At 62.3% G+C, this 6,255-nt stretch carries 5 protein-coding genes and 1 pseudogene; 4 read left to right on the forward strand and 2 right to left on the reverse strand.

What is annotated here, in order from left to right; translation table 11 throughout:
- Positions 1 to 100 precede the first annotated feature (100 nt).
- On the reverse strand, positions 101 to 589 hold the full coding sequence (locus tag AC07X4_RS06940) for an Lrp/AsnC family transcriptional regulator (protein ID WP_494739636.1): 489 nt from the start codon (positions 587 to 589) through the stop codon (positions 101 to 103).
- A gap of 140 nt (positions 590 to 729) precedes the next feature.
- Between AC07X4_RS06940 and glmS the strand changes: the two genes are divergently transcribed.
- On the forward strand, positions 730 to 2,664 hold the full coding sequence (gene glmS / locus AC07X4_RS06945; protein WP_494739637.1) for a glutamine--fructose-6-phosphate transaminase (isomerizing): 1,935 nt from the start codon (positions 730 to 732) through the stop codon (positions 2,662 to 2,664).
- A 235-nt stretch (positions 2,665 to 2,899) separates the two neighbouring features.
- On the opposite strand, the gene AC07X4_RS06950 is transcribed toward glmS, so the two are convergent.
- On the reverse strand, positions 2,900 to 3,184 hold the full coding sequence (locus AC07X4_RS06950; protein ID WP_056638830.1) for an antitoxin: 285 nt from the start codon (positions 3,182 to 3,184) through the stop codon (positions 2,900 to 2,902).
- A 236-nt stretch (positions 3,185 to 3,420) separates the two neighbouring features.
- Here AC07X4_RS06950 and AC07X4_RS06955 point away from each other — a divergent pair.
- The 3 genes and pseudogenes from AC07X4_RS06955 to istB all read left to right on the forward strand — a co-directional run.
- A pseudogene (locus AC07X4_RS06955) lies at positions 3,421 to 3,588 on the forward strand (transposase); the annotation flags it as partial.
- A 113-nt stretch (positions 3,589 to 3,701) separates the two neighbouring features.
- Positions 3,702 to 5,228: an IS21 family transposase gene (gene istA, locus AC07X4_RS06960; protein WP_056637686.1), complete on the forward strand. Its 1,527-nt coding sequence runs from the start codon at positions 3,702 to 3,704 to the stop codon at positions 5,226 to 5,228.
- The gene (gene istB, locus AC07X4_RS06965) at positions 5,221 to 6,006 is read left to right on the forward strand and encodes an IS21-like element helper ATPase IstB (protein ID WP_024815605.1); all 786 of its coding nucleotides are present in this window, start codon (positions 5,221 to 5,223) and stop codon (positions 6,004 to 6,006) included. Before istA ends, istB begins: the two co-directional genes overlap by 8 nt.
- Positions 6,007 to 6,255: the final 249 nt, after the last annotated feature.

The following is a 6,255-nucleotide window of genomic DNA, read 5'->3' on the forward strand; positions in this document are numbered from 1 at the left end:
GCCGGGCCTGTCAGGGGCGGGGCTGCGGGGCGAGGTGGTGAGAGGGCGCCGGTGAGCATTCAGGTGAGTTTGCTAACAAATTGATAGCGGCTAAGGCATATCAATCTAGCGCTACCGGTACTTTTGTCTCAAATTTGGCCCGCCGGGTCGCGAAGAACGCCTTCACATTGCGCACGTTGGCGTCACCCGTGAACAGCCGCTGTGACAGCGCCAGGTAGCCCGGCATGTCCCGCGTGTGCACCACCAGCACAAAGTCGGGCCCCGGCGACACGCGCCAGCACTGCTGCACCGCGGCCTCCTGCACGGCGCGGGCTTCGAACGCGTCGAGTTGTTCTGTGCCCTGGCGGTCCAGCGACACCTCCACGATGCACCCCAGCCCATGGCCCTGCAGCGTTGCCAGCCGGTCGGGCTGCAGGATGGCCACTTGCCGCTCGATCAGCCCCACATCATGCAGGCGCTTGACCCGGCGCAGGCAGGTGGGCGGGGACACATGCACCTGTTCGGCCAGGGCCTGGTTGCTTTGTGCGGCATCGGTTTGCAGCAGGTTGAGCAGCTGGAGATCGATCGCATCGAGAGATATAGATTCCATTAATTGATAAAAAAATGAATGAAAATTTCACCGGTATGAATTTGTGAAATTTAAGTTCATTTTTGTGCAAATATCAATGAATAATTTTTCTCTTTGCTGCCTACGATCGCCCCATCGAATCCAACCCAAGGGCAACCACCATGTGCGGCATCGTCGGCGCAGTCTCCACGCGCAACATCGTTCCCATCCTCGTGCAGGGCCTGCAGCGGCTTGAATACCGGGGCTATGACTCCTGCGGCGTGGCCGTGCATGCGTCCAGCCTCGACGCCACGCGCCCTGCCGGCCTGCAGCGCGCCCGCAGCACCGCCCGCGTGGCCGAGCTGCTGGAGCAAGTGAGCACCGAGCACATCGACGGCGCCACTGGCATCGCCCACACCCGCTGGGCCACGCACGGCGCGCCCGCCGTGCACAACGCCCATCCGCATTTCAGCCACGGCACGGGCGCAGACGCGCAGGTCCAAGGCGCAGGTCGCGTGGCGCTGGTGCACAACGGCATCATTGAAAACCACGAAGAACTGCGCAAGGCACTGCAGGCACGCGGCTATGTGTTTGCGAGCCAGACCGACACGGAGGTCATCGCCCATCTGGTGGACAGCCATTACAGCGGCGACCTGTTCGAAGCCGTGCAGGCCACCGTGGCCGAACTGCACGGCGCCTACGCCATCGCCGTCATGCACAAGGACGAACCCCACCGCGTGGTGGGGGCACGCGCCGGGTCCCCATTGATCCTGGGGGTGGGCAAAGACGCCACCGCTGGCGCATCTGCGTCGCGCGAGCACTTTCTGGCCAGCGACGCCATGGCCCTGGCAGGCGTCACCGACCAGATCATCTATCTGGAAGAGGGCGACCTGGTGGACCTGCAGCTGGGCCGCTACTGGATCGTAGGCAAGAACGGCAACGCGCTGACCACCGAGCAGCGCCCAGTGCGCACCGTGCTCGCCCACAGTGGCGCGGCCGAGCTGGGGCCTTATCGCCACTACATGCAAAAGGAAATCTTCGAGCAGCCGCGCGCCATCGCCGACACGCTGGAAGGCCTGGCCGGCATCGTGCCCGAGCTGTTCGACGGCGCAGGCCAGCATGGCCAGCCCGGCGCGGCCGCCTGGCGTGTGTTCAAGGAGATCGACAACGTGTTGATCCTGGCCTGCGGTACGAGCTACTACAGCGGCTGCACCGCCAAATACTGGCTGGAAGACATTGCTGGCATCCCCACGCAAGTGGAAGTGGCCAGTGAATACCGCTACCGCACCAGCGTGCCCAACCCGCGCACCCTCGTTGTCACCATCAGCCAAAGCGGCGAAACCGCCGACACGCTGGCCGCCCTGCGCCACGCGCAGTCGTTGGGCATGCAGCACACGCTCACCATCTGCAACGTCGCCACCAGCGCCATGGTGCGCGAATGCAAGCTGGCCTACATCACGCGCGCCGGGGTCGAGATCGGCGTGGCCAGCACCAAGGCTTTCACCACCCAGCTGGCAGGCCTGTTCTTGCTGACGCTGGCGCTGGCCCAATCCAAGGGGCGTTTGAACGACGAGCAGGAAGCTGCGCACCTCAAGGCCATGCGCCACCTGCCTGTGGCCCTGCAGGCCGTGCTGGCGCTGGAGCCACAAATCATCAGCTGGGCCGAAGACTTTGCGCGCATGGAAAACGCGCTCTTTTTGGGCCGGGGGCTGCACTACCCCATCGCCCTCGAAGGTGCCCTGAAGCTCAAGGAAATTAGCTACATCCACGCCGAGGCCTACCCGGCCGGCGAACTCAAGCACGGCCCCCTGGCCCTGGTGACCAGCGCCATGCCCGTGGTCACCGTAGCACCCAACGACACCCTGCTCGAAAAGCTCAAGAGCAACATGCAGGAAGTCCGTGCGCGCGCGGGTGTGCTGTACGTGCTGGCTGATGCCGACACCCGCATCGAGAGCAGCGAGGGCATCCACGTCATCCGCATGCCCGAGCACTACGGCCCCTTGAGCCCGCTACTGCATGTGGTGCCGCTACAGCTGCTGGCGTACCACACGGCCTGCGCGCGGGGGACGGATGTGGATAAGCCCAGAAATTTGGCCAAGAGCGTCACGGTGGAGTGACTTGTCGAACGGACCGCTTTGTTTTCCTTAATTGACTAAAGTTATGGACTTTTTCATGTATAAAAATTAGATTTCAACAATTATTTTTCGATTGTGGGAATTTTCTACAAATTTGACTCATGCACTGTGGGTCGTAAAGATAGCTCTGCAGCCTGTAGATAAAGCCCCAAGGGTACCTGTCACCGGAAGCGGTTCGGACGGACGCATGAACGACAAGGAGTCGTGAATCCACGCACTACCTCGGGCTCAACAGGCTGGACGTCAAACCACACGTTCCTGAATTTGGCAAGCGTTCGCGCACCGCCATGAAGTCGGCCGAGGTCTTCACCCCCGAAGCAAAGAAGTCAGACCAATCGGTTGGACGCGGGGTCAACACCAGCCTCTCGCCATCGCGGCGGATGAACACCTCACGGACGGAATCGGCAAACCTGAATCCGGGCGGCAACACTACCGTCTGGGAGCCATTGCTCCAGCCGACGCGGGCTATCAGCAAAGGGTTGGTGGTGTGCTTTTTCGGCATGTCATCCTCCAGCAAAAAGACTGCTTATGCGAACAACTGCCCCCTTCGGCAGATCCTCATTGGCCACTGCCTGAAGCACCGATATCTGCGCAGGAGATAGCGGCCCATCGTCGGTATTCTGGGTAATTAAAGTCGTAAACACGCAATTAAAGTCGTAAACAAGCATCTAGGGAAATCCTGCAAAACCCCCCGCAGTGTTTGGTACATGTCAGCATGCAATGGCATCCTCACAGGCCATGAAGCAAAGCAGCCTTGACCTGAATCTGAGCACCAAGAAGACCCGCAAACAGGAACTGCTGGTCCAGATGGATCGGGTGGTTCCCTGGGCTGCATTGATCGATGTCATTGCCCCGTACTACCCCGAGGGCAAGAACGGCCGCCCACCCTTTGCCCTGGAGACTGTTGACGCCGACCGAAAACTGAGCCACTTTTTGGTGTGATGCCGACCTAAAACTGAGCCAGGTGTTTTACCTACCCTGCTGTTTTGTGCAGCAAGGGAATGAAGAGGGTGATCACCATGGACATGATTGGCAAGATACGGCGGATGCACCGCCGGGACAAGAAGACGAAGCGGGAGATATCGAGGGCCACGGGCCTGTCGCGCAACACGGTGGCCAAGTGGCTGGACGAGGCGCAGCCGGTCGAGCCCAAGTACCGCCGGGAGGCGGCGAAGGCGACCAAGCTGTCGGCGCACGAGGCGGAGCTCAAGCAAGCCTTGAAGGCCGATGCCAAGCGGCCCAAGAAGGAGCGGCGCACGGCCAAGGCCTTGTTCACGCAGATCAAGGCAGCGGGCTACGAAGGTGGCTACACGCGGGTGACGGACTTCATCCGCAAGTGGCGCCAAGGTGAAGGCCAACAGGCGGCCTGCAAGGCCTTCGTGCCATTGACTTTCGAGCTTGGCGAGGCCTTCCAGTTCGACTGGAGCGAAGACGGCTTGCTGGTGGGCGGGGTGTACTACCGCATGCAGGTCTCGCACATGAAGCTGTGTGCCAGTGGGGCCTTCTGGCTGGTGGCCTACCCCAGCCAAGGCCACGAGATGCTGTTCGATGCGCACACCCGCAGCTTTGCAGCGCTGGGTGGCGTGGCACGCCGTGGCATCTACGACAACATGAAGACGGCGGTCGACAAAGTCAAGAAGGGCAAAGGCCGCGTGGTCAATGCGCGCTTTGCAGCCATGTGCGCGCACTATCTGTTCGACCCTGATTTTTGCAACCGTGCCAGCGGCTGGGAGAAGGGGCGCGTGGAGAAGGATGTGCAAGACAGCCGCCGTCGCATCTGGGTGGAGGCGGGGCAACGGCGCTTTGGCAGCTTTACCGAGCTCAATGCGTGGCTGGGCGAGCGCTGCCGGGCTCTGTGGCGAGAGCTGCGCCACCCGCAGCACAAAGCGTTCAGCATCGCCGAGATGCTGGAGCTGGAGCAAAGCCACCTGATGCCGATGCCGGTGGCCTTTGATGGCTATGTTGAGAACCCGGCCAAGGTGAGCAGCACCTGCCTGGTGACGGTGGCGCGCAACCGCTACTCGGTGCCCTGCGAATGGGCGGGGCAAATGGTCAGCACACACCTGTACCCGGCGCAGATCGTGGTGGTGGCCGGCGATGCTATGGTGGCCACGCACGAGCGCCTGAGCGATCGCAACCAGACCCGCTACGACTGGCAGCATTACGTGCCGCTGATCGAGCGCAAGCCGGGCGCGCTGCGCAACGGCGCGCCCTTTGCAGACCTGCCCGAGCCATTGCAGCGCATGCGCAAAGGCTTGCTGCACCAGGAGGGGGGCGACAGGGTGATGGCGCAGGTACTGGCCGAGGTGCCCAAGCAAGGGCTGGACGCCGTGCTGGTGGCGGTGGAGTTGGCCCTGGAGAGTGCGCCGCCATCGGGGCGGGTGAGCACCGAGCACGTCATCAACGTGCTCGGCCGCCTGCAAGCGCAGCCCCTGCCCGAGACGGTTGCGACCAACCTGCAAGTGAGCCAGACACCCCTGGCCGACACGGCGCGCTATGACAGCCTGCGCGCTGGCAGCGACATGCAGGAGGCCGATCATGCGTGAGCTGGACAAGGAGTTCAAAGAGCTGCGCCTGTACGGCATGGCCGGGGCCTGGGAGGACCTGGTCAAGCAAGGCGGCCACGCCACGCTGGAGAGCTCGCGCTGGCTGCTGGAGCACCTGCTGCAAGCGGAAGTCACGGACAGAGCCATGCGCTCAGTGAGCTACCAGATGCACACGGCGAAGTTCCCCGTGCACCGCGACCTGGCGGGCTTCGACTTCGAATGCTCGCCCGTGGACAAAAAGCTCATCGAGCAGTTGGCCAGCATGGCGTTCACCGAGCAGGCGCACAACGTGGTGCTGGTGGGTGGCCCCGGCACGGGCAAGACGCATCTGGCCACGGCCATCGGCGTGGCGGGCATCACGCGCCATGGCTCACGCGTGCGGTTTTACTCCACGGTGGACCTGGTCAACGCACTGGAGCAGGAGAAGGCCCAAGGCAAGGCAGGCCGCATCGCAGCGAGCTTGCAGCGCATGGACCTGGTCATCCTTGATGAGCTGGGCTACCTGCCCTTCAGCCAGGCAGGCGGCGCCTTGCTGTTCCACCTGCTGAGCAAGCTCTACGAGCAGACCAGCGTGATGATCACCACCAACCTGGACTTCAAGGAATGGTCCAGCGTGTTCGGCGATGCCAAGATGACCACGGCACTGCTGGATCGACTCACGCACCACTGCCACATCGTCGAGACGGGCAACGAGTCCCACAGGTTCATGCACAGCACAGCCGTGGCCAAGAAACGCATCAAGGCACGCGAACAGGCCAAGAAGGCTGAGCCGTTCTGAGCGGCTCAAGGGCAAGCCGCTACGGGCTTCGCCCTGCGCGGCTTACCCTCAACGGACGACCACCGAGCTCGATCACCAAGGAGACCAAAACCGACCCAAGGCACTACACTTATCCACAGCCGACCTTCACAGGTTGGCCATTAGCCCTGGCTCAAAATTCAATCGGCACGGTGGGGGTGCGGACGAAAACTTGGACTACTAGAAGGTAGTTCATGTATTCCTACGAAGACCGAATCCGAGCCGTTGAGC

The sequence above is a fragment of the Acidovorax sp. GW460-11-11-14-LB4 genome (genome assembly GCF_059423685.1).